Source organism: Allobosea sp. GW823-FHT01F03 (genome assembly GCF_058798075.1).
In genome coordinates, this window is sequence record NZ_CM179505.1 from 392667 (window position 1) to 418582 (window position 25916).

The 25916-nt window shown below is 66.7% G+C and carries 23 protein-coding genes; 11 read left to right on the top strand and 12 right to left on the bottom strand.

The genetic code is table 11. The features are described from left to right. Window positions 1-9: 9 nt before the first annotated feature. From AC3RCC_RS01855 to AC3RCC_RS01865, 3 genes are read right to left on the bottom strand one after another with little or no spacing between them, the layout of a single operon-like run. Window positions 10-840: a shikimate dehydrogenase gene (locus AC3RCC_RS01855; RefSeq protein WP_492257422.1), complete on the bottom strand. Its 831-nt coding sequence runs from the start codon at window positions 838-840 to the stop codon at window positions 10-12. A gap of 17 nt (window positions 841-857) precedes the next feature. Further along, window positions 858-1481 carry a Maf family protein gene (locus AC3RCC_RS01860; protein WP_492257423.1) on the bottom strand — a complete coding sequence of 208 codons (624 nt, stop codon included), beginning with the start codon at window positions 1479-1481 and terminating at the stop codon, window positions 858-860. Next, on the bottom strand, window positions 1478-2308 hold the full coding sequence (locus tag AC3RCC_RS01865; protein WP_291637491.1) for a pyruvate, water dikinase regulatory protein: 831 nt from the start codon (window positions 2306-2308) through the stop codon (window positions 1478-1480). Before AC3RCC_RS01865 ends, AC3RCC_RS01860 begins: the two co-directional genes overlap by 4 nt. A gap of 463 nt (window positions 2309-2771) precedes the next feature. On the opposite strand from AC3RCC_RS01865, the gene hemE reads away from it, so the two are divergent. The 3 genes from hemE to rho all read left to right on the top strand — a co-directional run bounded on the left by hemE (window position 2772) and on the right by rho (window position 5728). Beyond that, window positions 2772-3797, top strand: coding sequence for a uroporphyrinogen decarboxylase (hemE, locus tag AC3RCC_RS01870; protein ID WP_492257424.1), 1026 nt, complete (start codon window positions 2772-2774; stop codon window positions 3795-3797). A gap of 63 nt (window positions 3798-3860) precedes the next feature. Then, window positions 3861-4235, top strand: coding sequence for a CopD family protein (locus tag AC3RCC_RS01875; RefSeq protein WP_492258730.1), 375 nt, complete (start codon window positions 3861-3863; stop codon window positions 4233-4235). 227 nt (window positions 4236-4462) lie between these two features. Then, a complete protein-coding gene (gene rho / locus AC3RCC_RS01880; RefSeq protein WP_291637484.1) occupies window positions 4463-5728 on the top strand; it encodes a transcription termination factor Rho in 1266 nt (421 codons plus the stop codon). Between the two features lie 81 nt (window positions 5729-5809). Here rho and AC3RCC_RS01885 read toward each other — a convergent pair whose 3' ends face one another. Beyond that, window positions 5810-7813 (bottom strand): thioredoxin domain-containing protein, encoded by a 2004-nt coding sequence (locus tag AC3RCC_RS01885; protein ID WP_492257425.1) that lies wholly within the window; start codon window positions 7811-7813, stop codon window positions 5810-5812. 61 nt (window positions 7814-7874) lie between these two features. Here AC3RCC_RS01885 and mnmE point away from each other — a divergent pair, with 61 nt between their 5' ends. The 5 genes from mnmE to AC3RCC_RS01910 all read left to right on the top strand — a co-directional run bounded on the left by mnmE (window position 7875) and on the right by AC3RCC_RS01910 (window position 13567). Further along, window positions 7875-9185, top strand: coding sequence for a tRNA uridine-5-carboxymethylaminomethyl(34) synthesis GTPase MnmE (gene mnmE / locus AC3RCC_RS01890; protein WP_492257426.1), 1311 nt, complete (start codon window positions 7875-7877; stop codon window positions 9183-9185). 89 nt (window positions 9186-9274) lie between these two features. Continuing rightward, entirely contained in the window at window positions 9275-11167 is a 1893-nt protein-coding gene (gene mnmG, locus AC3RCC_RS01895) for a tRNA uridine-5-carboxymethylaminomethyl(34) synthesis enzyme MnmG (protein WP_492257427.1), read from the top strand. Continuing rightward, window positions 11164-11817 (top strand): 16S rRNA (guanine(527)-N(7))-methyltransferase RsmG, encoded by a 654-nt coding sequence (gene rsmG / locus AC3RCC_RS01900; protein ID WP_291637475.1) that lies wholly within the window; start codon window positions 11164-11166, stop codon window positions 11815-11817. The genes mnmG and rsmG overlap by 4 nt, the downstream gene beginning before the upstream one ends. Continuing rightward, the gene (locus AC3RCC_RS01905) at window positions 11814-12644 is read left to right on the top strand and encodes a ParA family protein (RefSeq protein ID WP_452119759.1); all 831 of its coding nucleotides are present in this window, start codon (window positions 11814-11816) and stop codon (window positions 12642-12644) included. Before rsmG ends, AC3RCC_RS01905 begins: the two co-directional genes overlap by 4 nt. A gap of 35 nt (window positions 12645-12679) precedes the next feature. Continuing rightward, window positions 12680-13567, top strand: coding sequence for a ParB/RepB/Spo0J family partition protein (locus AC3RCC_RS01910; protein WP_452119760.1), 888 nt, complete (start codon window positions 12680-12682; stop codon window positions 13565-13567). A gap of 107 nt (window positions 13568-13674) precedes the next feature. On the opposite strand, the gene holA is transcribed toward AC3RCC_RS01910, so the two are convergent. Genes holA through leuS form a run of 3 tightly spaced genes read right to left on the bottom strand, consistent with a single transcriptional unit; the run spans window position 13675 to window position 17873 of the window. Next, the gene (gene holA, locus AC3RCC_RS01915; protein ID WP_492257428.1) at window positions 13675-14700 is read right to left on the bottom strand and encodes a DNA polymerase III subunit delta; all 1026 of its coding nucleotides are present in this window, start codon (window positions 14698-14700) and stop codon (window positions 13675-13677) included. A gap of 16 nt (window positions 14701-14716) precedes the next feature. Next, the gene (locus AC3RCC_RS01920; RefSeq protein WP_291637467.1) at window positions 14717-15262 is read right to left on the bottom strand and encodes an LPS assembly lipoprotein LptE; all 546 of its coding nucleotides are present in this window, start codon (window positions 15260-15262) and stop codon (window positions 14717-14719) included. Then, window positions 15249-17873: a leucine--tRNA ligase gene (leuS, locus tag AC3RCC_RS01925; RefSeq protein ID WP_492257429.1), complete on the bottom strand. Its 2625-nt coding sequence runs from the start codon at window positions 17871-17873 to the stop codon at window positions 15249-15251. Before leuS ends, AC3RCC_RS01920 begins: the two co-directional genes overlap by 14 nt. Window positions 17874-17984: 111 nt before the next feature. Between leuS and AC3RCC_RS01930 the strand changes: the two genes are divergently transcribed. Further along, complete coding sequence (locus tag AC3RCC_RS01930; RefSeq protein ID WP_492257430.1) at window positions 17985-18665, top strand: YggS family pyridoxal phosphate-dependent enzyme; 681 nt, start codon at window positions 17985-17987, stop codon at window positions 18663-18665. Between the two features lie 55 nt (window positions 18666-18720). Here AC3RCC_RS01930 and AC3RCC_RS01935 read toward each other — a convergent pair whose 3' ends face one another. Both AC3RCC_RS01935 and AC3RCC_RS01940 read right to left on the bottom strand, forming a co-directional pair. Beyond that, window positions 18721-19098 carry a glyoxalase superfamily protein gene (locus AC3RCC_RS01935; protein ID WP_291637461.1) on the bottom strand — a complete coding sequence of 126 codons (378 nt, stop codon included), beginning with the start codon at window positions 19096-19098 and terminating at the stop codon, window positions 18721-18723. Between the two features lie 152 nt (window positions 19099-19250). Continuing rightward, window positions 19251-19802 (bottom strand): L,D-transpeptidase family protein, encoded by a 552-nt coding sequence (locus AC3RCC_RS01940; RefSeq protein WP_492257431.1) that lies wholly within the window; start codon window positions 19800-19802, stop codon window positions 19251-19253. Window positions 19803-20077: 275 nt separating this feature from the next. On the opposite strand from AC3RCC_RS01940, the gene AC3RCC_RS01945 reads away from it, so the two are divergent. Further along, on the top strand, window positions 20078-20764 hold the full coding sequence (locus tag AC3RCC_RS01945; RefSeq protein WP_291637456.1) for a response regulator transcription factor: 687 nt from the start codon (window positions 20078-20080) through the stop codon (window positions 20762-20764). 4 nt (window positions 20765-20768) lie between these two features. Then, window positions 20769-21233, top strand: a complete 465-nt coding sequence (locus AC3RCC_RS01950; protein WP_291650330.1) for a cyclic nucleotide-binding domain-containing protein — start codon at window positions 20769-20771, stop codon at window positions 21231-21233. A 31-nt stretch (window positions 21234-21264) separates the two neighbouring features. On the opposite strand, the gene xth is transcribed toward AC3RCC_RS01950, so the two are convergent. From xth to AC3RCC_RS01965, 3 genes are all read right to left on the bottom strand, one after another. Beyond that, window positions 21265-22080, bottom strand: coding sequence for an exodeoxyribonuclease III (gene xth / locus AC3RCC_RS01955; protein WP_291637453.1), 816 nt, complete (start codon window positions 22078-22080; stop codon window positions 21265-21267). A gap of 140 nt (window positions 22081-22220) precedes the next feature. Next, complete coding sequence (locus tag AC3RCC_RS01960; RefSeq protein ID WP_492257432.1) at window positions 22221-23018, bottom strand: outer membrane lipoprotein carrier protein LolA; 798 nt, start codon at window positions 23016-23018, stop codon at window positions 22221-22223. Window positions 23019-23226: 208 nt separating this feature from the next. Then, window positions 23227-25815 carry a DNA translocase FtsK gene (locus AC3RCC_RS01965; RefSeq protein ID WP_492257433.1) on the bottom strand — a complete coding sequence of 863 codons (2589 nt, stop codon included), beginning with the start codon at window positions 25813-25815 and terminating at the stop codon, window positions 23227-23229. Window positions 25816-25916 lie beyond the last annotated feature (101 nt).

The following is a 25916-nucleotide window of genomic DNA, read 5'->3' on the forward strand; positions in this document are numbered from 1 at the left end:
CGTGGCCTCCTATCTCAGCGGAATATCGGCTTCGAGTCGGGCCCGCAGTGCCGGCGTCACCTCTGGACGTACGCCGAACCAGCGCTCGAAGCCCGGGATCGCCTGATGCAGGAGCATGCCGAGTCCGTCGACCGGAACGCCACCACGAGTCCGTGCCTCCGCGAGCAGGGCTGTCTCGAGCGGGACATAGACGATGTCGTCGACAATGGTTCCGGGCCGCAGGCCCGCAAGGTCGAGATCGAGCGGCGGCTGGCCCTGCATGCCGAGCGACGTCGTATTGACGATCAGGTCGCTCGTCGCGACCAGGGCCGCCGCCTCCGAGCGCCCACGTGCTTCGACACCCACTCCGAACTCGGCCGCGAGGTCCTCGGCCCGCGCCATGCTGCGATTGACGAGAATGATCCGGCCGACGCCGCGCGAGACGAGACCGTGAACCACGGCCCGCGCGGCACCGCCCGCCCCCAGGATCAGCGCGCTGGCAGTGCGTGCGTCCCAGCCGGGGACGCGGTCGTCGAGATGGGCGAGGAAGCCGAAGGCGTCGGTATTGTCGCCGTGGAGCTTGCCGTCCTCCATCCAGATCGTATTGACGGCGCCCATGCGCCGCGCGGTTTCGCTGACATGGTCGAGCAGCGGCAGCACCGCCTCCTTGTTCGGCACGGTGACGTTGCCGCCGGCGAACTCCCCCGAACGGATGCGATCGAGGAAGGCGGCGACCGCGTCCGGCGGCACGTCGACCCGCTCATAGCTGCCATCGAGGCCGTGCTCGGCCAGCCAATGGCCATGGATGATCGGCGAGCGCGAATGGGCGACGGGATGGCCGATGATGAAGCAGCGTGTCATGGGGCGGAGCCGTTGGTTCAGGCAAGAAGCTCGAGCTCGCGCAGAACCGCGAGCAAGTCGAGCAGGGGCAGGCCGAGAATGGTGAAATAGTCGCCATCGATGGCGCTGAACAGCTGCGCGCCCAGGCCTTCGATCTGATAGCCGCCGACGCTCGCCGTGGCTGCAGGACCTGCCTGCGCGACATAGCTCTCGATGAAGGCGGCATCGAGCGGGCGCATCTCCATGCCGACCCGACGGACGCCGCCGCGAATCACCGCGCCATCACGAGCGAGCGCGAAGGCCGAGCTCAGTTCATGGCGCTTGCCGGACAGTGCGGCGATCTGGAGCAAGGCCGCGTTCTCGTCCTCGGGCTTGTGGAAGGCGGTGCCCTCGCAGGTCAGGGTCTGGTCGGCACCGAGGACCCAGCGGCCGGGCGCTTGTCTGGAAACGGCGAGCGCCTTGGCGGCGGCGAGCGCGGCGGCGACGCCGGAGATCTCGCCGCCCGCTGCCAGGAAATCCGCCTCGACCGCACGCTCGTCAATATCGGGGCGAATCGCCTCGATCGCCAGGCCGGCATTCTCCAGCATGCTGCGCCGCGTCGCGCTGCCGGAGGCGAGGATCAGCTCCCGGTCGCCGAGCCAAAAGGAAGCCGGCGGTTTCACGTCGCGATGAACTTCATGCGGTGGTCGCGCAGCAGATCGAGAATCGCCGCGGCCGTCTCCTCGATCGAGCGCCGGGTGACGTCGATCACCGGCCAGCCCTTGCGGGCACAGAGCCGGCGCGACTGGACGATCTCGTCGGCGACGGCATCGGGATCGACATAGGGCGTCTCGTCATCGGCCCGCATCGAGAGCAGCCGGTTCTGCCTGATCTGGATGATGCGCTCGGCGCTGGCGACGAGGCCGACGATCAGGGGGCGCTTCAGCCTCTCGATCTCGGCCGGCAGCGGCACATGCGGCACGAGCGGGATATTGGCGGTCTTGATGCCGCGATTGGCGAGATAGATGCTGGTCGGCGTCTTCGAGGTCCGGCTGATCCCGACCAGGATGACGTCGGCGCTTTCGAGATCGCCGCCGAGCTGACCGTCATCATGCATCAGCGTGTAGTTCATCGCGTCGATGCGGCGGAAATACTCGGCGTTGAGGACGTGCTGGGCGCCCGGTCGTGTCGCCGAAGCCTGGCCGAGATAGGACTGGAACAGCGAGAGGACCGGCTGCAGCACCGAGAGACAGGGGCAACCGATCTCTTGGCAGAAGCTCTCGAGCCGCTCCGCCCATTCAGGCTCGACCAGGGTATAGAGCACGACGCCGGGCGAGGATTCGATCTCGGCGAGCACGCGAGAGAGCTGATTTTCGGAGCGCACCAGCGGGTAGACATGCTCGATCGCCGATACCGCCTCGTATTGTGCGGCGGCGGCGCGGCTGACCGCGATCAGGGTTTCGCCGGTCGCATCGGAGACCAGGTGCAGGTGAAAATAATTGCGCGGCACGACTGCTCCCAGCCCTGTCAGGCCCCTTGAAGCGTCTGGTCTAGCGCGCGAGGCCGGCAATTGGAATCGCCTGCAGACGGCGAAGGCAAGCGAATCAGCCCTGGGGAAGGCTGGGGACAAGTCGGACTTTCCCCCACGCATCCGGATGACCCCGGGATAACCACCTTGCGCCCTCAACAGGCCACGGCTTGTGGACAGGAACCGAATGTTTCACGTGAATCACTGCGAGGCGCGGCATCGCGGCGCACGCCATCACAAATTCCAATTCGTTAAGAAGCTCTTAACGGCTGGCCACTCAGCTTCGCAGCTCCGACCTCGAGCCCGGACAGGCTGTGGATCGGTTGTGGATGGGATTGTCCCGGGCTATGTCCGGGGCCCCAAGAGTCAAAACAGAAGACTCTATAAAATTAAAGATTCTCTTAAGGCCGGTCGGTGGACCGCCAGCCGAGGGTAAGCGAGCACGATGACCGACTGCCTTTTCCTGCGCGCACTCTCTGGCGAAAAGACGACGATTCCACCGCTCTGGCTGATGCGCCAGGCCGGACGCTATCTGCCGGAATATCGCGAGGTCAGGAGCAAGGCCGGCGGTTTCCTCGAGCTCTGCTACAATCCTGCCTTCGCGACCGAAGTCACCTTGCAGCCGATCCGGCGCTTCGGCTTCGACGCGGCGATCCTGTTCTCGGACATCCTCGTCGTGCCGCATGCGCTCGGCCAGAAGGTCTGGTTCGCCGAAGGCGAGGGGCCGAAGCTGGAGGCGCTCGCCGACGCTGGCGATCTTGCGAAGCTTGACGAGGAGCTCAATCTGGAGCGGCTCGCGCCGGTGTTCGAGACGGTCGAGCGCGTCCGGGCGGCGCTGCCAGCAGAGACGGCGCTGATCGGCTTCTGCGGCGCGCCCTGGACCGTGGCGAGCTATATGCTCGCCGGCAAGGGTACGCCCGATCAGGCGCCGGCAAGGCTCGTCGCCTATAGCGACCCGGTCTTCCTCGACCGGCTGATCGAGCGGCTGATAGAGGCCTCGATCGTCTATCTCAACCGTCAGATCGATGCCGGCGCCCAGGTCGTGCAGGTCTTCGAGAGCTTCGCCAGCGCCCTGCCGCCGGGGCTGATCGAGAAGCTCTCCTTCACACCGCTGCGCCGGATCGTCGCCGGCGTGAAGGCGAAGCATCCGCAGGCCAAGGTGATCCTGTTCGCGCGCGGAGCCGGACCGCGGCTGGAAGGACTGGCGCAATCGAGCGGCGCCGACGGGATCGGGCTCGACTGGGGCGTCGATCCGCGCTGGGCCGCGGCGACGCTCAATCCGGAGGTGACGCTGCAAGGCAATCTCGACCCGCTGGCGCTGATCGCCGGTGGCGAGGCGCTGCGGCATGATGTTGCGGCGATCCGCGAGGCGATGTCGGAGCGGCCCTTTATCTTCAATCTCGGCCATGGCATCCAGCCGCAGACCCCGGTCGCTCATGTCGAGCAGCTGGTGAAGCTGGTTCGTTCGTAAGGGTTAGCCGCCGTGAGCTATGAGTGGATCAAAGCCTTCCATGTGATCGCGATCATCGCCTGGATGGCGGGCATGCTCTATCTGCCCCGCCTGATGGTCTACCATGCTGAGGCGCAGATCGGCTCGATCCAGTCAGAGACCTTCAAAATCATGGAAAGGCGGTTGCTGAAGGGCATCATCAACCCGTCGATGACGCTGGCCTGGATCCTCGGCCTCTACCTCGCCTGGAGCGGCTTCGCCTTCAAGGGCGGCTGGCTGCACGGCAAGATTCTGCTCGCTCTGGTGATGTCCGGCATCCATGGCTACCTGGTCGGCCGGGTCCGCGCCTTCGCGCAGGACCGCAACGACAAGTCGGCGCGCTTCTACCGGATCCTCAACGAGGTGCCGGCGGTGATCATGGCGGTGATCGTCATCCTGGTGATCGTCAAACCGTTCTGAGGCGGGATTTGCGGTTTCCCGCTTGAGCGACGCTGGGAAAGCAGCTATCAGAAGTTGCGCTTCCTGTTTGCGTCCTTCCTCTCGTCGACGGCTCGTGCCACGACTGCTCCCGCAGGCGACCACGACATCCCGACATGTGGGCCATCCGCCCCATCCCGTCGATCCCCTCCTCTGCCTCCGCCCGAGGCTCCCCGCCCGGGCCGTTAACACCCAGACCCAGGTGCCCCATGCGGGAAATCAAGCTTCACGAACTCAAGGTCAAAACGCCGACCGAATTGCTGGCCTTCGCCGAAGGCATGGAAGTCGAGAATGCGAGCACGATGCGCAAGCAGGAGCTCATGTTCGCGATCCTGAAGCAGCTGGCGGCGAAGGAGACCGAAATTCTCGGCGAAGGCGTCGTCGAGGTGCTGCAGGACGGCTTCGGCTTCCTGCGTTCTTCCGATTCGAACTACCTGCCCGGCCCGGACGACATCTATGTCTCGCCCTCGCAGATCCGGAAATTCGGCCTGCGCACCGGTGACACGGTCGAAGGCCCGATCCGGGGACCCAAGGATGGCGAGCGCTATTTCGCCCTGCTCAAGGTCAACACGATCAATTTCGAAGACCCCGAGAAGATCCGGCACAAGATCCATTTCGACAATCTGACGCCGCTCTATCCGGATGAGCGGCTCAAGCTCGAAGTGCAGGATCCGACCAAGAAGGATTTCTCGCCGCGCGTCATCGACATTGTCGCGCCGATCGGCAAGGGCCAGCGCGCCTTGATCGTGGCGCCGCCGCGCACCGGCAAGACCGTGCTGCTGCAGAACATCGCGCAGTCGATCACCACCAATCATCCCGAGTGCTATCTGATCGTCCTCCTGATCGACGAGCGGCCCGAGGAAGTCACCGACATGCAGCGCTCGGTGAAGGGCGAGGTGGTGTCCTCGACCTTCGACGAGCCGGCGACCCGTCACGTCCAGGTTGCCGAGATGGTGATCGAGAAGGCCAAGCGTCTGGTCGAGCATGGCCGCGACGTCGTCATCCTGCTCGATTCGATCACACGCCTCGGCCGCGCCTACAACACCGTCGTGCCGTCCTCCGGCAAGGTGCTGACCGGCGGTGTCGACGCCAATGCGCTGCAGCGCCCGAAGCGCTTCTTCGGCGCGGCCCGCAATATCGAGGAAGGGGGCTCGCTGACCATCGTCGCGACCGCGCTGATCGATACCGGCAGCCGCATGGACGAAGTCATCTTCGAGGAGTTCAAGGGCACCGGTAACTCGGAAATCGTGCTCGACCGCAAGGTGGCGGACAAGCGCATCTTCCCTGCGATCGACATCCTCAAATCGGGCACCCGCAAGGAAGAGCTCATCACGCCGCGCTCGGACCTGCAGAAGACCTATGTGCTGCGCCGCATCCTCAACCCGATGGGCCCGCAGGACGCGATCGAGTTCCTGATCGACAAGCTGCGCCAGACCAAGCAGAACTCCGAGTTCTTCGACTCGATGAACACCTGAGCGGCGATCATAGCCGCAGCGAAATGCAGAGGCCCCGGCTCGAAGCCGGGGCCTTTTTCGTGAGCGACGTCCGGTCGGAGATCAGTGCGCGCCTGCGACCGCCCCGGCCAATCGATTCGGCTCCGTGACGGGTGGCAGGCAGCTTCCATGCCGACAGATGAAGGCGGCGCCAGCGCCAGCCTGCCTGGCATAGGCCTGGGCGGGATGATCGGCCGGCAGGCCTTCTGGATCGGGGCAGTCGACGAGGATGCTCGTCAGATGCGGTAGTGCCAGGGCCGCCTCGCGGAAGGCTTCGCGATCCGGCCCGGCGAGCACGATCTCGACGCCATTGCGCGCGAGGTCACAGGCGTTCAGCGCCGAGCCATGAGCCATCGGGGCGCGGGCGGCCGCGGCGAGTATGGCCGCGAGAAACCGGTCGGCCTGCTCACGATCGGCTGGCAGACCGGTCTGCGCGGCGCTGCGCAACAGATTGGCGGCGTGCAGGCCATTGGCATTGGGCACGGCATCGTCGTGAGTCGGCCTCGGTATGACCGGTAGTTCCGCAGAGTCAGCCCGAGTCATGCGCAAGAGCCCCGGGCCCGGCTCGCGGTAGTACCGCTCCAGATGCAAGCTCCAGCGTCTGGCGAGAGCGAGGTAGTGCTGATCTCCCGTTGAGTCATGCAGCGCCAGAGCGGCCTCGGCCATCGCGGCATGGTCGAGCGCGAAGCCCGGCGCGATCAGCCGACCGCCCCGGTAGGAGTGGGCGAGGCCATCACCATCCGCCATGGATTCGGCAACGAAACGAAAGGCGCCAACGGCGAGCGGAATCCAGTCCTTCCGCCCGAGGAGTCCGGCGGCGCGGGCGAGGCCCGAAATCATCAGCCCGTTCCAGTCGGCCAGGATCTTGTCATCGCGACCGGGCGGAACACGCTTGCTGCGGGCGGTGAGCAGGCTGGCGCGCAGCTCGGTGAGAACCGCCGCGATGTCCGGGGACGGATCGGGCGTATCCAGCCGGTTCAGGATGGCGTGGCCTTCCCAATTGCCTTCGGCGGTCACGTCATAGTGCTGCGCGAACAGGGCCGCGTCGTCCGCCTCGAACAGCCGTGCGAGCTCCGTTGCCGTCCAGACATAGAACTTGCCCTCCTCGCCTTCCGAATCGGCGTCGAGGCTGGCGGCGAAGGCGCCTTCCGGCAGAAGCATGTCGCGCTCCAGCCAGGCGACGATGCCCTCCGCGGCCTCCAGCATGAGCGGATCGCTCGTTCGCGCCGCCTCGAGTGCATAGAGCGGCAGGAGCTGCGCGTTGTCGTAGAGCATCTTCTCGAAATGCGGCACGAGCCAGCGCTCGTCGACCGCATAGCGGGCAAAGCCGCCGCCGAGATGGTCATGGATGCCGCCGCGCGCCATCTGCTCGAGCGTCCGGCTCACCGCCTGGCGGGAATCATGATCGGCGCTGCGCTGCGCATGGCGCCAGAGCAATTCGATCAGGCCGGGATTGGGGAATTTCGGGGCGCCGGCGAGCCCGCCATGATCGCGGTCGAAGCGCCTGGCGATGCCGCGGGCGATGCCGTCGAGATCGGGCTCCGGCACGGCGTCGTCGAACCTGTCGGCCTCGCGCTGCTGCAGGGCATGCCGGATCGCCTCGGCATTGCGGCGGATGCGTTCGGGATCCTCGCGGTGGATGCCGGCGAGCTGGCGCAGCACGGAGACGAAGCTCGGCCTGCCATAGCGCGCCGTGGGCGGGAAATAGGTGCCGCCCCAGAACGGCGCACCGTCCGAATCGAGGAACATGGTCAGCGGCCAGCCACCCTGCTCGCCGAGACTGTGCAGCGCGTTCATGTAGACATGGTCGAGATCCGGCCGTTCCTCGCGATCGACCTTGATGTTCACGAAGAGCTCGTTCATCACCGCGGCTGTCGCGGGGTCCTCGAAGCTTTCATGCGCCATGACGTGGCACCAGTGACAGGCGGCATAGCCGATCGAGAGCAGGACCGGACGCCGGCTCGCCCTCGCTTCGGCAAAGGCCTCTTCGCTCCATTCCCACCAGTCGACGGGATTGTCGCGATGCTGCAGCAGATAGGGGCTGGCGGCGTGCTTGAGGCGGTTCATGGGCGGGCTTCCAAGACGGAGCCGGCCAGGCTTATGGGATAGGCCGGCGGAGGAGCACGGTATGACTGGAGCAGCCTATCCGACGATCGTGGCGCTGTCCTCTGCCGCCGGCCGGGCCGGCGTCGCCGTGGTGCGGGTCTCCGGCAGCCAGGTCCGATTCGTTCTCGAAACGATTCTGGGAACGGTGCCGAAGCCGCGCCTCGCCAGGCTTTCCGCTTTGCGCGATTGCGACGGCGAGGTGATCGACCAGGGCCTGGCGCTGTATTTTCCGGGCCCGGCGAGCTTCACCGGCGAGGATGTCGCGGAGTTCCAGGTCCATGGCTCGCGGGCAGTGCTGTCGCGGCTGCTGGCGACCCTCACCGCCCTGCCCGGTCTACGGCTCGCGGAGCCCGGCGAATTCACAAGGCGTGCCTTCGAGGCCGGAAAGCTCGATCTCGCCGCCGTCGAGGGCCTGGCCGACCTGATCGATTCGGAGACGGAATGGCAGCGCCGTCAGGCACTGCGCCAGATGGAAGGCGCGCTCGGCATCGCCGCGGCCGAATGGCGTGCCGCGCTGATCAAGGCGATGATGCTGCTCGAGGCGGAGATCGATTTTGCCGATGAGGGCGATGTTTCGGGGCCGCTGATCGCGGAGGCCGTCGGCATTGCGCGGACGGTACTACCGAGCCTTCAATCCGCGCTGGGCAGCTTCAGGGCCGGCGAGCGGGTGCGCGAGGGCTTCGTCGTCGTGCTGGCCGGGCCGCCCAATGCCGGAAAGTCGAGCCTGCTCAATGCGCTGGCGCGCCGCGACGTCGCCATCGTCTCGCCGATCGCCGGCACGACCCGCGATGCGATCGAGGTCCGGCTCGATCTCGACGGCATTCCCGTCCTGCTGGTCGATACGGCCGGCCTGCGTGAGAGCGCCGACGAGATCGAAGCGGAGGGCGTGCGGCGGGCGCTGCAGCGCGTTGCCGATGCCGATCTCACCCTGAACCTTCGGGCAATCGATTCGGACCCGGTATCATTGCCCGCGGGCGCATCGAGCCTGGCGATCGCCACCAAGATCGACCTGCCGGGGCGGCAGGTTCCGGGCGAGGTCGGCGTCTCCGCGCAGAGCGGTGCCGGGCTGGGCGAACTGATCGCCCTGATCGGCGCGCGCTTGCGTGAAATGGCCAGCCCGGAACCGGCACTGCTGACGCGCGAAAGGCAGCGGATCGCCGTCGGTGAAGCGGTTGCCGCGATCCTCCGCGCCGAGGCGCTCGATCAAGGTCAGCCCGAACTGATCGCCGAGGAATTGCGGCTGGCGGCACGAGCCCTGGAGCGGCTGGTCGGGCGGATCGATGTCGAGGACGTGCTCGACAGCCTGTTCTCCGGCTTCTGCATCGGCAAATAGATCGCGCACCATGCGCGATTTCAGATGGCGAGGCCGCGATCACCGGTGTTTTCATTGACCGCGCCGATCGGCTTGGCTAGCGAAGAAGCATGTCTGACAGCATCGGAACGACGCATTACGACGTGATCGTCGTCGGCGGTGGCCATGCCGGGGCGGAAGCCGCCGCCGCGGCCGCTCGGCTCGGCGCGCGCACGGCCCTGCTCACCCACAAGCTCGCCACCATCGGGGTGATGTCCTGCAATCCGGCGATCGGCGGGCTCGGCAAAGGCCATCTCGTCCGCGAGATCGACGCGCTCGACGGCATCATGGCGCGCTGTGCCGACCAGGGCGGCATCCAGTTCCGCATGCTCAACCGGCGCAAGGGCCCGGCGGTGCGCGGGCCGCGGGCCCAGGCCGACCGGAAGCTCTATCGCGAGGCGGTGCAGGCGGCGCTCGCCGGTTGTTCCGGACTCGATCTGATCGAGGGCGAAGCCTTCGATCTCGATGTCGCCGACGGTCAGGTTCGTGGGGTAGTGCTCAGCGACGGGCGTCGATTCGGTTGCGGAACGGTCGTACTGACCACTGGCACCTTCCTGCGCGGCCTTGTCCATATCGGCGAGAAGAAGATCGCAGCGGGGCGGGTCGACGAGGCGCCTTCGGTCGGGCTTTCGCTCACCCTGGAGCGGTACGGCTTCCCGCTCGGCCGCCTGAAGACCGGGACGCCGCCGCGGCTCGATGGCCGCACGATCGACTGGGCGGCGCTGGACATGCAGGCCGGCGATGACCCGCCGGAGCCGTTCTCGGCGCTGACGACGGCGATCACCACGCCGCAGATCGCCTGCGGTATCACCCGCACCACGCTCGCGACCCATGAGCTGATCCGCGCCAATCTGCATCGTGCGCCGATGTTCTCCGGGCAGATCGAAGGCCGCGGCCCGCGCTATTGCCCGTCGATTGAGGATAAGGTCGGCCGCTTCGGCGATCGCGACGGCCATCAGGTCTTCCTCGAGCCGGAGGGATTGGACGATCCGACGGTCTATCCGAACGGGATCTCGACCTCGCTGCCCGAGGACGTCCAGCTCGGACTGCTGAAGACGATCCCGGGGCTCGAGCGCACCAGGATGCTGCGGCCGGGCTATGCGATCGAATATGATTTCGTCGATCCGCGGGCCCTGACGGCCAGTCTCGAGACGCGGGCGATTCGCGGGCTTTTCCTCGCCGGTCAGATCAACGGCACGACAGGTTACGAAGAGGCTGCCGGCCAGGGCCTGGTGGCGGGCCTCAACGCTGCCCGGCGTGCCGGCGGCAGCGAACCGATCGTGCTCGACCGGTCCCAGTCCTATATCGGCGTGATGATCGACGATCTGGTAACGCGCGGCGTTACGGAGCCGTATCGGATGTTCACCTCGCGCGCCGAATTCCGGCTCTCGCTACGGGTCGACAATGCCGATGAACGCCTGACCGGGCTCGGGATCGCGCTCGGTCTGGTCGGTGCGACGCGGCGCGCCAAATTCGAGATGCGCCAGGAGCAGATCGCGGGGCTGACAGGGCAGTTGAAGCAGCGCGTGCTGACGCCGTCCGAGGCAACAGCGGCCGGCCTGCAGGTCAATCGCGATGGGGTCAAGCGCAGCCTTTTCGAGATCCTCTCCTATCCCGGGATCGAATTCGACGCCCTGACCAGGGCCTGGCCCGATCTCGCCGGCTATCCGGAGGATGTGACGATGCGCGTCAGCGCCGACGCGACCTATGCGGTCTATCTCGACCGGCAGTCGGCCGAGATCGATTCCTATCAGCGCGACCAGGCGCTGAGCCTGCCGCAGGATCTCGACCTCGCCGGGATCTCCGGACTTTCCAATGAGTTGCGTGCGAAGCTCGAAGCCGCGCAGCCCGCCAATCTGGCGCAGGCCGGCCGGATCGAAGGCATGACGCCGGCTGCGCTGACCTTGCTGGCGGCGCATGCGCGGCGACGAAAATCCGCAACCGTTACCGCAGCGGAACCATGACTGTGCGTACAGTTGATAACTCGGACCGTCTGCGCGGTTTGAGCTTGACTCCTGTTTCACGTGAAACAGAGGAGCGCCTCGCCATCCTCGTCGCCGAGCTCGAGCGCTGGCAGCGTGCCAAGAATCTGGTTTCGACTGCGACGCTCGACGAGGTCTGGACCCGGCACATCGCCGATTCGCTGCAGCTCTTCGACCATGCGCCCGAGGCCCGGCGCTGGCTCGATCTCGGTTCTGGCGGTGGCTTTCCCGGGCTGGTCCTTGGAATCCGACTGGCGGAAGTTGGCGGACATATCGATCTGGTCGAGAGTAACGCCCGCAAATGCGCCTTTCTGCGCCATGCGGCCAGGCTCACCGGCGCAGCGGTGACGGTTCATGCGGCCCGGATCGAGGATGCGATGCCGCAATTTCTCGGCAAGGTCGATGTGGTGACGGCGCGGGCGCTCGCATCTTTGCCGCTCCTGCTCGACTGGTGCAAAGAGCTGTTGAGAACCGGTGTGATCGGGGTCTTTCCGAAGGGACAACATCTAGATGCCGAATTGACCGAGGCTTCTAAATATTGGAAGATTCAGGCATCAACGTTTCCTTCCGTTACGGATTCGGCGGCGCGTATCCTGGTGATCCGCAACGCTCAGAAGCGGACCGACCCATGAACGACCTAGGCCCTCGGCCAAGCTCCGGCCGGCCTCGTGTCCTGGCCCTCGCCAATCAGAAGGGCGGCGTCGGCAAGACCACGACGGCAATCAATCTCGGCACCGCGCTGGCGGCGATCGGCGAGAAGGTGCTGATCATCGATCTCGACCCGCAGGGCAACGCCTCGACCGGGCTCGGCGTCGATCGCAAGAGCCGGCGCGCCTCGACCTATGACGTGCTGTGCGGCGATATCGGCCTCGGTGCCGCGATGCAGGCGACCGCCGTTCCCAATCTGTTCATTGCGCCCTCGACGCTCGACCTGCTCGGCGTCGAGCTGGAGATCGCCAGCGAGAAGGATCGGGTGCAGCGCCTGAAGAAGGCGGTCGACGAACTCGAGCACGACCAGCGCTGCAATGACCTGACCTATATCCTGATCGACTGCCCGCCCTCGCTCAGCCTGATCACGATCAACGCGATGACGGCGTCGGATGCCGTGCTGGTGCCGTTGCAATGCGAGTTCTTCGCCCTGGAAGGCCTCAGCCAGCTCCTGAAGACGGTCGAGCAGGTCCGTGCCGGCCTCAATCCGCGCCTGATCATCCAGGGCGTGGTGCTGACCATGTACGACCCGCGCAATAATCTCTCCGGCCAGGTCATGGCCGATGTCCGCGACTTCCTTGGCGACAAGGTCTACGAGACGGTGATCCCGCGCAATGTGCGGGTGTCCGAGGCGCCGTCCTATGGCAAGCCCGCGCTTCTCTATGATCTGCGCTGCGCCGGTTCGCAGGCTTATCTCAGGCTGGCCTCCGAAGTCATCAGGCGCGAGCGCAGTCTGCGCGCCGCCGCCTGAATCCGAAAAGACGTAGAAAGTTCAAGAGGTTGACGATGGCTGAGGAACAGGGACGCTCGCGTCTTGGCCGTGGTCTCGCCGCGCTTATCGGCGATGTCGGAGACGAGATCGGCGCAATGGAGCGGGCGCGGGGCCAGCGCAAGGTCCCGGTCGAGTTCCTGCGGCCGAGCGCACGCAATCCGCGTCGCCTCTTCGACGATGCCGAGCTCGACGACCTTACCGCATCGGTGCGGGAGCGCGGCATCCTGCAGCCGATCATCGTGCGGGCCTTCCCGGGCATGCTCGACGCTTACGAGATCATCGCCGGCGAACGGCGCTGGCGGGCGGCCCAGCGCGCCGGGCTTCACGAGGTTCCGGTCATCCAGGTCGAGGCCAATGACCGTGAGGCGCTGGAGATCGCGATCGTCGAGAATGTGCAGCGCGCCGATCTCAACGCGATCGAGGAGGCGGCGGGCTATGAGCGCCTGATCGCCGAATTCGACTATACCCAGAACGATCTCGCCAAGGTGATCGGCAAGAGCCGCAGCCATGTCGCCAATACGCTGCGGCTCAGCAAGCTGCCGGAGCCGGTGCGGCAAATGGTCAGCGAAGGCGCAGTTTCGGCGGGCCATGCCCGCGCCTTGCTCTCTGTTTCGGACCCGGAACAGGTCGCGAAGCGGATTGTCGAACAGGGACTGACGGTGCGCGATATCGAGCGGCTCGGTCAGGAGGAAGCGCGCGGTGAGACCAAGAGCGTCCCGCATGCTGCTGCAGCGCCAAGGCCGGAGAAGGATCCGGATACCCGAGCCGTCGAGAAGGCCCTGGAAGAGGCGCTGGGCCTGAGCGTCGCGATCAAGCACCGCGCCAATGGCGGCGGCGAGATGAAGATCTCCTACAAGACGCTGGAGCAGCTCGATGCGCTGTGTCGGCGGCTGAAGGCCTGATCGGAGCATTTTTACAGCTAAGCGGGCTCGCTTGGTGAGATGTCCTATCTTCTTGATTATGCAGCGGATCTTTCCAAAGAGCGGAATCCGCTTTTCAGCCGGATGCTCTAGCCGCGGCCGGAGGACGCCATGCGCGTCAGCGTCCAGAGCGCCCGCATGGCCACGGGCCGGCTCATCTCGCCATCGCGACGCACCGCGACCATCGCGGCGCCGAGAACAGCGACGGCATCCTTCAGCTTGACGGCGTTCCAGGCGCCGAGGGCCGCCTCGGCCTGTGCGAGGCGGGGATAAGGCAGCCGCATGGCCGCGACCGCGTCGCGGGCGCTGCGGCCGCTGTCGAGCGCGAAGCGGGCCTTCATCAGGGCGAGCGCATGGCGCAGCACCGCTCCGAGCAGCACGCCCATGTCGAGCCCCTCGCCGGTCAGCTTCCCGAGTGCCAGATCGAGCCCGGCAAAGCGGCCGGCGAAGACGGCATCGACAACGCTCGCCTGTTCCCGCTGCGCGGTATCGCCGACCACGGCCTCGACATGGGCGAGGCTGATGCCGGTGTCCTGGCCGGCATAGAGGATCAGCTTGTCGATCTCCTGCCGCGAGGTCTGGCGATCGCCGCCGAGCAGCCCGACCAGCGCCTCGCGCGTCGCCCGATCGATGGTCTTGCCGGCGCCACGCACCATCTCGTCGACGATGCCGCCGAGATCGCGCGCCGCATCGCCATAACAGGGCACGGCGAGGGCGCTCCGGGCTTTCTCGCAAGCGGTTCGTAGCGGGTTGGAACGCTGCAGGTCGCCGGCCTCGACGATGACCACCGCATCCCTGGAGGGTGTCGCCAGCAATGGCTCGACCGCCGCCAGCAGAGGCTTGGATGTCACGGAAACGCGGATGGCGCGCCGGCCGCCGAACAGGCCGATGGTGTTGGCCTCGTCGACCAGTTTGAGCGGATCTGCAGCGATGTCGTCACCGCTCATCCGCACCAGCTGGAAGGCATCCTGCGGATCGTCGACGCTGGTCCGCGCCAGCGCGGCCGCGCGCTCCGAGACGAGCCCGGCATCGGGACCGTAGAACAGGAAGAGCCGCCAGGCCGGATCCGGCCGCGCCAGCGTCCGGTCGGCTTCATGGGCCTTGATCGTCGCCATGGCGGCCGGGCCGCCTTCAGGCGGTCAGGTCGGCGGCGATACGGGCGCGGATCAGCTGGGCCAGATTCTTGGCTGCCCGGATCTGGGCGTCGCGCGCGGCCCGCAGGCTGGCGAAACGTTGGGTCGAGCGTTCATAGGGTGCGCGCACCACGCTCTGCCCGGAGGCGATGACCTCGTTGGAACCGTTGCGGAGCAATTGCCAGTCGGCCGTCGCAACCAGAATCGCCGAATCGGCGCGGCCGTTGGCGTAGTCGACGGTGATGACCTCGAGCGTCTCGCTGGTGGTGGCGACGAGGCGGAACTTCTTCTGCAGATCGGGCGCGCCGCCGCCATCGAGCTCGAAGACGAGTTCGTTGCGCAGATAGTGGCCGACCAGGCCCTTGATCTCGGGCACCTCGATGCTGAGCATGGCATTGCGGACATTGTCGCCGACCTTGCTCACCGTACCGTCGGCATAGAGCGGCCGGAAACAACCGCCGGCGAGTGCCGCCAGGGTGAGAGCGGCGGCCAGCGCGAGCGGCCGGCCGCGACGGCGGGTGGATCCGGCTTCAGACGACGACATTCACGATTCTCCCGGGAACCACGATGATCTTGCGGATCGTCCGGCCTTCCAGCGCCCTGACAACGGCCTCGGAGCCGCGCGCAGCCGCTTCGACCGCCTGCGGATCGGCGTCGGCCGCCACGGTCAGCTCCGCCCGCTTCTTGCCGTTGATCTGCACGGGAAGGATGATGCTGTCATCGCGTAACAAATCCGTTTCCGCTTCCGGCCAGGCTGCTTCGCCGGCGAGGCCCGGCAAGCCCAGCGCCTGCCAGCATTCCTCGGCGAGATGCGGCATCATCGGGGCGACAAGCTGCGTCGCGATCATGGCGGATTCATGCAGGGCGAAGCCGATATCGGCCGGAAGCTCGGCGCTTTCCGCAGCGGCATCGGCGGTCTTGGCGATGGCGTTGGTCAGCGAATAGACCTGCGCGACGCAACGGTTGAAGGCCAGCCGCTCGATATCGGCGCCGACCGCATGCAGGGCCCGGTGGCTCGCCTTGCGCAGCAAGGTGCCGGCATCGCCGAAGCCGGCAGGGCGGCTGACCTGGTTGCCGGTGCGCGCGGCGATCTCGCTGACCAGACGCCAGAGGCGCTGGACGAAGCGGGCGGCACCCTGGACGCCTTCGTCGCTCCAGATCACGTCGCGATCCGGCGGGGAATCGGAGAGCATGAACCAGCGGGCGGTATCGGCGCCGTAGGAGGCGATGATGTCGTCGGGATCGACGACGTTCTTCTTCGACTTCGACATCTTCTCGATCGAGCCGATCTCGATCGGGGCGCCGGTGTCGACATGGAAGCCACGCCGCTCGCTGCCATTGCTCTCGATGCGGACATCGCCCGGCTCTACCCAGGCGCCGTCCTGCGCCCGATAGGTCTCGTGCACGACCATGCCCTGGGTGAACATGCCGTCGAAAGGCTCGTCCACGCCGGCATGGCCGGTCGCCTTCATGGCGCGGGTGAAGAAGCGCGAATAGAGCAGGTGCAGGATCGCGTGCTCGACCCCGCCGATATACTGGTTGATCGGCAGGAAGCGGTCGACCGCGCTACGCTCGGTCGGGCTGGTTTCGAGCCAGGGATTGGTGAAGCGCGCGAAATACCAGGACGAATCGACGAAGGTGTCCATCGTGTCGGTTTCGCGGCGCGCCGGCTTGCCGCATTGCGGGCAGGCGACATGCTTCCAGCTCGGATGATGGTCGAGCGGATTGCCCGGCTTGTCGAAGGAGATGTCGTCCGGCAGCTTCACCGGCAGCTGCTCTTCCGGCACCGGCACCGTGCCGCAATCGGCACAGTGGATGATCGGGATCGGGCAGCCCCAGTAGCGCTGGCGCGAGATGCCCCAGTCGCGCAGGCGGAAATTGACCTTGCGCTGGCCGACCGGACGGTTGCCGCGGGTTTCCGCCTCGAGACGCCGCGCGACCTCCTCTTTCGCCTCCGGAATGGTCATACCGTCGAGGAAGCGCGAATTGATCATCCGGCCATCGTCGGTAAAGGCGGTGTCGGTGATCACGAAGCTCGCGGGGTCGATGCCCTCCGGGCAGACCACCGGGGTATTGCCGAGGTCGTATTTGTTGACGAAGTCGAGGTCGCGCTGGTCATGCGCCGGGCAGCCGAAGATCGCGCCGGTGCCGTATTCCATCAGGATGAAGTTCGCCACATAGATCGGCAAAGTCCAGTTGGAATCAAAGGGATGGATGGCGCGCAGGCCGGTGTCGAAGCCGAGCTTGCCGGCCTTGTCGATCGCCTCCTGGGCGGTGCCGGTGCGCTTGCACTCGGTTATGAAGGCCTGCAGCTCGGGGTTGTCGCGCGCTGCCGCCTTGGCGAGCGGATGGTCCGCTGCGACCGCCATGAACTTCGCGCCGAACAGCGTGTCCGGCCGGGTCGTGTAGATTTCCAGCTCGTCCTGGCCGAGCCCGTTCGATTCGAGCGCGAAACGAATCAGCAGCCCCTCGGAGCGGCCGATCCAGTTCTTCTGCATCAGACGGACCTTGTCCGGCCAGCGCTCCAGCCCGTCGAGCGCGTCATTGAGCTCCTGGGCATAATTGGTGATCTTGAAGAACCACTGGGTCAGCTCGCGCTGCTCGACGACGGCGCCCGAGCGCCAGCCGCGGCCGTCGATGACCTGCTCATTGGCGAGCACGGTCTCGTCGACCGGGTCCCAGTTGACCTTGGCGGTCTTGCGGTCGACCAGCCCGGCCTTGAGGAAATCGAGGAAGAGCTTCTGCTGGTGGCGGTAATAGCCGGGGTCGCAGGTGGCGAGCTCGCGGCTCCAGTCGAGCGACAGGCCCATCGACTGCAGCTGGGTGCGCATCGTCGCGATATTGGCATAGGTCCATTCGCGCGGATGTACCTTGTTGGCCTTGGCCGCGTTCTCCGCCGGCAGGCCGAAGGCGTCCCATCCCATCGGATGGAGCACGGCGAAACCCTTGGCGCGCTTGTAGCGTGCGACAACGTCGCCCATCGCGTAGTTCCGGACATGGCCCATATGAATGCGTCCCGAGGGATAGGGAAACATCTCGAGGACGTAATAGGCCGGGCGCGTATCGTCGTTGCGGGTCTCGAAGAGCTTGCGCTCATCCCAGACCTTGCGCCATTTCGGCTCGGCTTCCTTCGGATTGTAGCGTTCGGCGGCCATGCTGATCGTGTCGTTCTTGCGTGATCGGACTCGCCCGGACTAGGACACCATCGGACGCGCCGGGTCAATGTTTGGAACGGTTTGGCTGCGATGCGGGCAAGGGGCGAGACAATGCAGGATGCACTGACGGGATTGCAGGAGACCAGAGCCGCGATCGCGCGAGCCGCGGATGATTTCGGCCGCAAGCCCGAGGATGTAACGCTGATCGCCGTCTCCAAGACCAAGCCGGTGGACGCGATCTTGCCGGTTCTCCAAGCCGGGCAGATCGATTTCGGCGAGAACTATGTGCAGGAAGCCAAGGCGAAATGGCCGGAGCTGCGCGAGCGCTTCCCGCATGCGCGGCTGCACATGATCGGGCCGCTGCAGTCCAACAAGGCGAAGGAGGCGGTGGCGCTGTTCGATGCGATCCATTCGCTCGACCGCGAGAGCCTCGCCAAGGAATTGTCGCGCGAGATCGCCCGCAGCGGCCGCGCGCCGCGGCTGATCGTCCAGGTCAATACCGGGGCCGAACCGCAGAAGGGTGGCGTGCTGCCGGCCGATGTGGACGCCTTCCTGACGAGCTGCCGGGTGACCTACGGGCTGGAGATCGAGGGGCTGATGTGCATCCCGCCGGCCGACGAGCCGCCTTCGCCGCATTTCGCGCTGCTCGCCAAGATCGCGGCCCGCAACGGGCTCAAGACCCTCTCCATGGGTATGAGCGCCGATTACGAGGCGGCGATCCAGCTCGGCGCCACGCATGTGCGCGTCGGTAGCGCGATCTTCGGCGCGCGCGATTACGGCACTACCGGATAATCAGCTGATATCGCTGACGGTTTTGGGTAGTGCCTGGTAGTGCCGAGGGCTGACCTCAGATCGGCTGGCCGACATCGATGCGATTGCCGTCCGGATCCTCGAAGACGAAGGCGCGCAAGCCGTAATCCTTGTCGCGCAGGCCCTTGACGATGCGCAGGCCGTGCGAACGGCAGAGCTCGTGCAAGGCGTCGACGTCCGCGACCATCATGTGGGCGATGTTGAAGGGCGCGGCCTTGTGATCCTTCTGCAGGGTCAGATGGATCTCGGCCCCGTCCTTCTTCAGGATCATGAAGCCGACCGGCTGGCCGTTCTCGAAGGTTTTCGTGAAACCCAGCACGCCGACGTAGAAGGCGTGGGCGCGCGCCATGTCCCGGACGGGAAACATGGCGGCGACGCGGCCGAAGCCGATCGGGCGAGGAGAGCTGTCGTTCATGGCAAGGTCTCGCTGCGTGGATCAGCGTGCCTGCCTGGGCGGTGCCAAGTCGGGACGCTGCCGCGAATCTGTTCGTCGAGACGGTGCTCCCAGCCAGTATCGATGAGGTGGCGGGCTTTGCAAGCCTCGTAGAAGGCCGAGCTGCGTGGCTGCTAGCGGACCACCAAGGTGCAGGCCCGCGCCAGCCGTGGCAGGACCTTGGCGAAGACATGGCCCTCGACCGCGACGCAGCCGGCGGTCGGCGTGAAGCCGGGCCGGGCCAGGTGCCAGAAGATCGCGCTGCCCCGGCCGCGCCTGACAGGTGCGTCGTTCCAGCCGAGCTCGACGATGATGTCGTAGAGATGGTCGGCGCGGGCGAGCCGCTCCTCGGCCTCGCCCGGCGGGCGGTCGATCAACCGGTTGTAGCGCCGGTCGGCCATGTCGTCGCACCAGGCGTCGCGCGTGCCGATCCGGCGCGCCGGCAGGAGGCTCGCGGGGCGCGGCAGCCGGTCGCCGCGGAAGAACAGGCGGCGCAGCGGCAGTTTCGCCCTGGGGGTGCCGCCATCGCCTTCGCGCTTGTCGACTTTGATGCCGGAGCGGCCGAGCGCGCAGGGAAAGACCGCTGCGCCGGCCTTCAGGAAACCCTTGCGCGGATCGCGCACCGAGCGCACCACGATGATCCGCGTCAACCGGCTCGCGCCGGCACGGTTTTCAGCTTTGCTCACGGCGATCCTTGTCCTGGACGGCTTGCCGGCGCCTTTGTTGGGCCGGTTGCTGCAAGATTCGCGTCGGAGGGTTAGCGGCGGGTGAACGCGAAAGTTCGCTTGCGATCGGCTCTTGCGCGGGCCGGCGCCAGGCCGCGACTGCGCCAAGCGGGACAAATGAGAAAAACGTGATCGCCGGCATAGGCTTGGCGAATGGCCTGCGTGAAAAACCGGTTCCCACTTTTTCCTGCCATGCTCTAGTGTCGGCACGAACGCAATCGAGCTGAATCGGTCTCATGTCAGCCACGCATCATATCCTGCTCGTCGACGACGACCAGAGTCTGCGCGACGCGCTTGCCGAGCAGCTGGCGCTCTATGACGAGTTCCGGGTTTCCTCGACCGAGACGGCGACCGGCAGCGTCAGGATGGTCCAGGCCGAGCGCGTCGACCTCGTCGTGATGGATGTCGGCCTGCCCGACATGGACGGGCGCGAGGCGGTCAAGCTGATGCGCAAGAACGGCTTCAAGAGCCCGGTGATCATGCTGACCGGCCAGGGCTCGGACGCCGACACCGTGCTCGGGCTCGAGGCAGGCGCCAATGATTACGTCGTCAAGCCGTTCAAGTTCGCCGTCCTGCTCGCCCGGATCCGGGCCCATCTGCGGCAATACGAAGCCAGCGAGGACGCGGTCTTTCAGGTCGGGCCCTACACTTTCCATCCGGGCTCGAAGCTCCTAGTCAACGCCAAGGGCTCGAAGACCAAGCTGACCGAGAAGGAAACCGCGATCCTGCGCTTCCTCTACCGTGCCGGGCGCAAGCCGATCGCGCGCGAGGTGCTGCTGCAGGAGGTCTGGGGCTATAATTCGCAGGTCACGACCCATACGCTGGAGACGCATATCTACCGGCTCCGGCAGAAGATCGAGCCCGACCCCGCCAATGCCCGCCTCCTCGTGACCGATGCCGGTGGCTATCGGCTGAACCCCTGAGATCATGGCCCTCAACGACGACATCGCATTCCTGGCCCGGCAACCGCTGCTGAGCCTGATGGATCGCGACGCGCTGCGCCTCGTCGCCTTCGCGGCGGAAAGCCGCAGCTTGCGCGCCGGCGACGTGCTGTTCCGTCGTGGCGAGGGCTCGGACGGCGCTTTTCTCGTCGTCTCCGGCGCGGTCGCGCTCAGCCGCGAGGATGACGGGCGCCCGGCGGAGGAGATTGCCGGGCCGGGCGCGCTGATCGGCGAGCTCGCTCTGTTCGCGGCGCTGGAGCGGCCGGCGACGGCGATCGCGCGCGAGCCGACGCAGGTGATGAAGCTGTCGCGCAGCGTGATGCGGCGGGTGCTCGCCGAATCGCCGGATTCGGCGGCTGCCCTCGCGCATGCGATCGAGGAACGGCTGACGGAGTTCACCGGCGAACTCGCCTCGGTCGGCATGTCGCTCCGGGCGATCGACTGGCGCTGAGCGGCTGCGTCCTCGCGGTTCGCGGCGCCGGTCAGAGCTCCAGCGTCACCGTGACCGGGACGTGGTCGGAAGGGCGCTCCCAGCCGCGTGCCTCGCGCAGGAATTCGAGATCGCGCAGGGTCGGCTTCAGCCCGTCCGAGAGCCAGATATGGTCGAGCCGGCGGCCGCGATTCGAGGCCTGCCAGTCGGCGGCGCGATAGCTCCACCAGCTGTAGAGCTTTTCCGGTTCGGGTTTCAGCGTGCGGGCGGCGTCGGTCCAGCCGAGCTCGCTGCGCAGCTTCTCCAGGGTCTGCGTCTCGATCGGGGTATGGCTGACGACGTCGAGGAGCTGCTTGTGGCTCCAGACATCGTGCTCGTAGGGGGCGATGTTGAGGTCGCCGACCAGGATGCTCGGCCGTCCCGACGGGTTCCTGGCCACGCCCCAGGCGCCGAGCGCGTCGAGGAACTGCAGCTTGTGTGCGAATTTCGGGTTGGCCTCGGGATCGGCGATGTCGCCCCCGGCCGGGATGTAGAAGTTATGGATGGCGATGCCGGCGGCCGCTCCGGCGCCCTTGTCGAGCACGACGCTCATATGGCGGGCATCGTTGCGCTCGCACATCGCCATTGCTTCCGTCTCGGAGAAGGGCAGCTTCGAGACGATGGCGACGCCGTTATAGCCCTTGTTGCCGATGAAGGCCTGGTGGACATAGCCGGCTTCGGCGAAGGCCTTGGCCGGGAACTGCTCGTCCGGCGTCTTGGTCTCCTGCAGGCAGAGGATATCGGGACTGTGCTTCCCGAGAAATTCGGTGACCATGCCGATGCGCAGGCGCACCGAATTGATGTTCCAGGTGGTGACGTCGAGCTTCACGCGCAGGATCCGGACGGCGGGGAGCCGGAAACTGGGTCGCCGCGCGCGGAAATGCAAGCGCCATGGCAGCCGCAGCGTCATTCCGGCGCGGCCTGCCGGCCGGGCCCGAGGGTTGCGGCCGGAACGGCGTCAGATGTGGCTCAGAGCACGCGCTCGTAATTGATCACGAAATTCTTCTGATCGGGCCGGCGCTGGGTGTCGAGATTGTAGAGCGAGACCGAGGTCTCGTAGCCCTGCGGGTCGATCACCACCCATTGCCTGAGCTCGTTGGCGGTCAGGTCGAAATTCAGGGTGATCTTCGAGGTGCCGCCGAGCGTCGAGCGGTCCTCGATCTTGACCGAGAGGATGTCGCCCTTGGTGCTGACGCCGGTCACGGTCGAATCCCGCGCCAGGTCCATATGCTCCTTGAGCAGGAATTTCAGCGGCGTCTGGCCGATCGAATAGAGATCCTGCGTCGCCAGCTTCTTGTCGCGGATCGCGACCGAGGTGCCGTCGGCGATCACTTCCATCGTCACCGGCGGACGGTATTCGAAGCGCATCTTGCCGGGGCGCTGGACATAGATCTTGCCCTCGAAGCGGCGGCCATCGGCGGCGAACTGGATGAAGTCGCCCTGCAGGGTGGCGAAACCGTTGAAATAGGCGTTCAGGCGCTCGACTGCTTCCGGCTTCGACAGCGGGGCGGCTGGCCGCGAGGGCTTGGCGGCGGGCGTCGGGCGCGGCTCGTTGGTTGCGGCGACGACCGCGGCCGGCGCAGGCGCTGCGGCGGCGTCGACCCGCGGCATTCCAAGGCCGGGCGGCCGGGCGGGCGGCAGGGGGATGGCTCGCTGGCTCGTCTTCGGCGCCGGAGGCTGGGCTGCTGGCTTGATGTCGAGCGGCTGCGACATGACAGGCCCCGACGCCAGCGCGAGCGCCAGGGCGGCGGCTGCGAGAGCTGACATGGGGAGCGAGTGCTTCATGAGACGGTACGGTTCCGTTTGACTGCTTGCTAAGGATATCGTGGCGGCGCCGGCTGCCGGCAAGGGCTCAACGTCGCAGTCGCTGGCAAGGTTGCACAATGCTCATGGCATTTTCAGGACCGCTTTCGCGCGAACAAGGTCGGAACATGGCGGAAATGGCCGGTCATGCTCTGCCTTCGCCGCTGCGGGGCTAATCCTCGTCCTCGCGCGCACGCGAAGTCTCCACCAGGATCTCGCGTTTACCTGCGTGGTTTGCGGGGCCGACGATGCCCTCGTTCTCCATGCGCTCCATGATCGAGGCGGCGCGGTTGTAGCCGATCTGCAGGCGGCGCTGGATGTAGGAGGTCGAGGCCTTCTTGTCGCGCAGCACGACGGCGACCGCCTGGTCGTATGGATCCTCGCTCTCGGCCTGGCCCATGCCGGTCTTGTCGAAGACGGCGCCGTCCTCCTCCGCACCGGCACCCTCCTCCTCCTCGGCGAGGACGGCGTCGAGATAGTCCGGCCGGCCTTGCGTCTTCAGATGCGCCACCACCTTCTCGACCTCGGCATCCGAGACGAAGGGGCCGTGCACGCGGGTGATCCGCCCGCCGCCGGCCATGTAGAGCATGTCGCCCTGGCCGAGCAGCTGCTCGGCGCCCATCTCGCCCAAAATGGTGCGGCTATCGATCTTCGAGGTGACCTGGAAGGAGATCCTCGTCGGGAAGTTCGCCTTGATCGTGCCGGTGATGACGTCGACCGAGGGGCGCTGCGTCGCCAGCACGACATGGATGCCGGCCGCGCGCGCCATCTGGGCGAGGCGCTGGATCGTGCCCTCGATCTCCTTGCCGGCGACCATCATCAGATCGGCCATCTCGTCGACGATCACCACGATATAGGGCAAGGGCTCGAGCGCCATCGCCTCTTCCTCGTAGATCGCCTCGCCGGTATGGCGGTCGAAGCCGGTCTGCACCGTGCGGGTGATCACCTCTCCGGCCGCGGCTGCCTCCGCCACGCGGACATTGAAGCCGTCGATGTTGCGCACACCGAGCTTCGACATCTTCTTGTAGCGCTCCTCCATCTCGCGCACCGCCCATTTCAGGGCGACCACCGCCTTCTTCGGGTCGGTGACGACCGGGGTCAGCAGATGCGGGATGCCGTCATAGACCGAGAGCTCGAGCATCTTCGGATCGACCATGATCAGCCGGCACTCCTCCGGCTTCAGCCGGTAGAGGATCGAGAGGATCATGGTGTTGATCGCCACCGACTTGCCCGAGCCGGTGGTGCCGGCGACGAGCAGATGCGGCATGCGGGCAAGGTCGGCGATCACCGGCTCGCCGCCGATGGTCTTGCCGAGGCAGAGCGCCAGCTTGTGCTTGGTCGCCTCGAAGTCCTGGCTCGCCAGCAATTCGCGCAGGAAGACGGTCTCGCGCTTGGTGTTGGGCAGCTCGATGCCGATCGCGTTCTTGCCCTGCACCACCGCGACGCGCGCCGAGATCGCGCTCATCGAACGTGCGATGTCGTCCGCCAGCGAAATCACCCGCGACGACTTGGTCCCCGGTGCAGGCTCCAATTCGTAAAGCGTCACAACAGGGCCGGGGCGGACCTGTGAGATCTCGCCGCGCACGCCGAAATCCTCGAGCACGCCCTCGAGCAAGGTTGCGTTCTGCTCCAGCGCGTCGGTGGAGATGGCGTTGGCCGGGATCTTCTTCGGCTCGGCCAGATAGGTCAGGGGCGGCAGCTCGAAGCTGTCGCGGTCGAGCAGCGAGGGCTGCGCTTCGCGCGACAGGCGCTTGCCGGGCTTGGGCGCGGTCAAAGGCGGGGCGACGCGCGGCGCGTTGAGGTCGCGCAGATCCTGCGCCGCGCCATGGTCGTCATCCATGTCGGCGGCCGGGCCGGCGACACGCGAGCGGCCGGGGCCAGCAAAGGAATCACGTGCCACCACCGGCGGAGCATAGGGGGCTGCGCCCTCGGCGAATTGCGGTTCGCGGCGCACGCGACCGGCAGGAGCCGGGGGCGGGGCGGCGGAGGACGGAGCGCTCGGCGTCGCCGAGGCGCGGGCGAGCGAGGGCGGTTGCGGCAGGCGGCGCAGGATCGCGCCGCGCAGCGCCATGGCGCCATGGGCGAGCCAGCCGACCAGGATGACGCCGAAGCCGGGCTCGTCATCGCGGCGGTCGTCGGCATCGGACCAGGCGGCATCGTCTTCGGCATCGCTCTCGGGGTCTTCGTCGACGACGAAGCCGAAGCCGGCCGCGGCGGTGACGGCGAGGATGGCGATGCCGGCATAGACGAAGGCGACGAGCCCGCCGAGCGCCGTGCCGGAAATCCCGACGAGGTTGCGGGTGCCGTGCAGCAGGGCATCGCCGATGACGCCGCCCATGCCGGTCGGCAGCGGCCAGCGCGGCGTCGCCGGCAGGGCGCTGGCGACCGCGGCGGTGGCGACGATGCCGGCGACCCAGAGGGCGAGCTTGAGGGCGCTGCGGTCGAAGAGATGGACGCGGATCAGGCGCAGGGACCAGAGCAGCGGCGGCAGCAGCATGGCGATGACGCCGAGCCCGATCAGCTGCATGGCGAGGTCGGCAACCATCGCGCCCGGCCGGCCGAGCAGGTTCTGGACCGCGCCGCGGGTGGCATTGTTGAGGCTGGGATCGTCGACCGACCAGGTCGCCAGCGAGATCGCGACGGCGGCGGTCAGGGCGAGCAGCACGAGGCCGACGATCTCGGCCGCCCGGCGCGAGAGGAAGTCGCGTACGGGATCGGGCAAGCGGTCGATCAGCGAGGAGGAGCGTCGGATCGTGCGCATGCGGGCGGGCCGTGATTCCGGATGTCTGGAAAGGCGATGGCCGCCGGGGCCCGCCCTCGAAGCAGCAGGTTAGGAAGGCGAGGTTAAGACCCGCTTAACCT

Bases quoted from the DNA above. Each gene is read 5' to 3' on its own strand.
- AC3RCC_RS01910 (WP_452119760.1), top strand. From the start codon at position 12,680: ATGGCTGAGGAACAGGGACGCTCGCGTCTTGGCCGTGGTCTCGCCGCG.
- leuS (WP_492257429.1), bottom strand. From the start codon at position 17,873: ATGGCCGCCGAACGCTACAATCCGAAGGAAGCCGAGCCGAAATGGCGC.
- mnmE (WP_492257426.1), top strand. From the start codon at position 7,875: ATGACTGGAGCAGCCTATCCGACGATCGTGGCGCTGTCCTCTGCCGCC.
- AC3RCC_RS01920 (WP_291637467.1), bottom strand. From the start codon at position 15,262: ATGTCGTCGTCTGAAGCCGGATCCACCCGCCGTCGCGGCCGGCCGCTC.
- AC3RCC_RS01960 (WP_492257432.1), bottom strand. From the start codon at position 23,018: ATGTCAGCTCTCGCAGCCGCCGCCCTGGCGCTCGCGCTGGCGTCGGGG.
- mnmG (WP_492257427.1), top strand. From the start codon at position 9,275: ATGTCTGACAGCATCGGAACGACGCATTACGACGTGATCGTCGTCGGC.
- AC3RCC_RS01875 (WP_492258730.1), top strand. From the start codon at position 3,861: ATGGCGGGCATGCTCTATCTGCCCCGCCTGATGGTCTACCATGCTGAG.
- rho (WP_291637484.1), top strand. From the start codon at position 4,463: ATGCGGGAAATCAAGCTTCACGAACTCAAGGTCAAAACGCCGACCGAA.
- AC3RCC_RS01965 (WP_492257433.1), bottom strand. From the start codon at position 25,815: ATGCGCACGATCCGACGCTCCTCCTCGCTGATCGACCGCTTGCCCGAT.
- hemE (WP_492257424.1), top strand. From the start codon at position 2,772: ATGACCGACTGCCTTTTCCTGCGCGCACTCTCTGGCGAAAAGACGACG.
- AC3RCC_RS01950 (WP_291650330.1), top strand. From the start codon at position 20,769: ATGGCCCTCAACGACGACATCGCATTCCTGGCCCGGCAACCGCTGCTG.
- AC3RCC_RS01905 (WP_452119759.1), top strand. From the start codon at position 11,814: ATGAACGACCTAGGCCCTCGGCCAAGCTCCGGCCGGCCTCGTGTCCTG.
- holA (WP_492257428.1), bottom strand. From the start codon at position 14,700: ATGGCGACGATCAAGGCCCATGAAGCCGACCGGACGCTGGCGCGGCCG.
- AC3RCC_RS01945 (WP_291637456.1), top strand. From the start codon at position 20,078: ATGTCAGCCACGCATCATATCCTGCTCGTCGACGACGACCAGAGTCTG.
- AC3RCC_RS01885 (WP_492257425.1), bottom strand. From the start codon at position 7,813: ATGAACCGCCTCAAGCACGCCGCCAGCCCCTATCTGCTGCAGCATCGC.
- AC3RCC_RS01855 (WP_492257422.1), bottom strand. From the start codon at position 840: ATGACACGCTGCTTCATCATCGGCCATCCCGTCGCCCATTCGCGCTCG.
- rsmG (WP_291637475.1), top strand. From the start codon at position 11,164: ATGACTGTGCGTACAGTTGATAACTCGGACCGTCTGCGCGGTTTGAGC.
- AC3RCC_RS01935 (WP_291637461.1), bottom strand. From the start codon at position 19,098: ATGAACGACAGCTCTCCTCGCCCGATCGGCTTCGGCCGCGTCGCCGCC.
- AC3RCC_RS01930 (WP_492257430.1), top strand. From the start codon at position 17,985: ATGCAGGATGCACTGACGGGATTGCAGGAGACCAGAGCCGCGATCGCG.